General features: G+C 41.0%; 1 pseudogene. It reads right to left on the minus strand.

Annotation, left to right across the window (positions count from 1 at the left end):
• A pseudogene (locus R3X26_RS18940) lies at positions 1 to 400 on the minus strand (hypothetical protein); the annotation flags it as partial.

The raw sequence follows: 400 nt of genomic DNA on the forward strand, positions 1-400 counted from the left end.
AAAAAGAACATGATTTGCGAATTGTAGCTCTGCTTGGAGTAGGAGATCTTCTGCCGATTCTTTAGCAAGAGACGCCCGAATAATATTTGGTGTAGCACCTTTAGCGTTAATAAGTGTAAGTACCAATAGCGCTTCGTGATTCATATTGAGAGACATATATAAACTAGCCACATGAACAGCATTTGCTTGCCTACATTGGCATAGGTCGATAAAGACTTGCTTCTCAGCATCTTGTTTTGTCAACAAATAATGATGCATCGCTAATCCGTAACCGAGAGGGAAACGTTCAAGTGATTCTTTTGCAAAATCAATCGCTTGGTCAGATTGGATCTTGTCCAATACCGCAAGCTTCACAAACGCCGCTTCATAACTCATGCCATTAAACTGAAGAGCTCGTTCC

It is taken from the genome of Vibrio sp. TH_r3, from assembly GCF_033101115.1.
GTDB lineage: Bacteria > Pseudomonadota > Gammaproteobacteria > Enterobacterales > Vibrionaceae > Vibrio.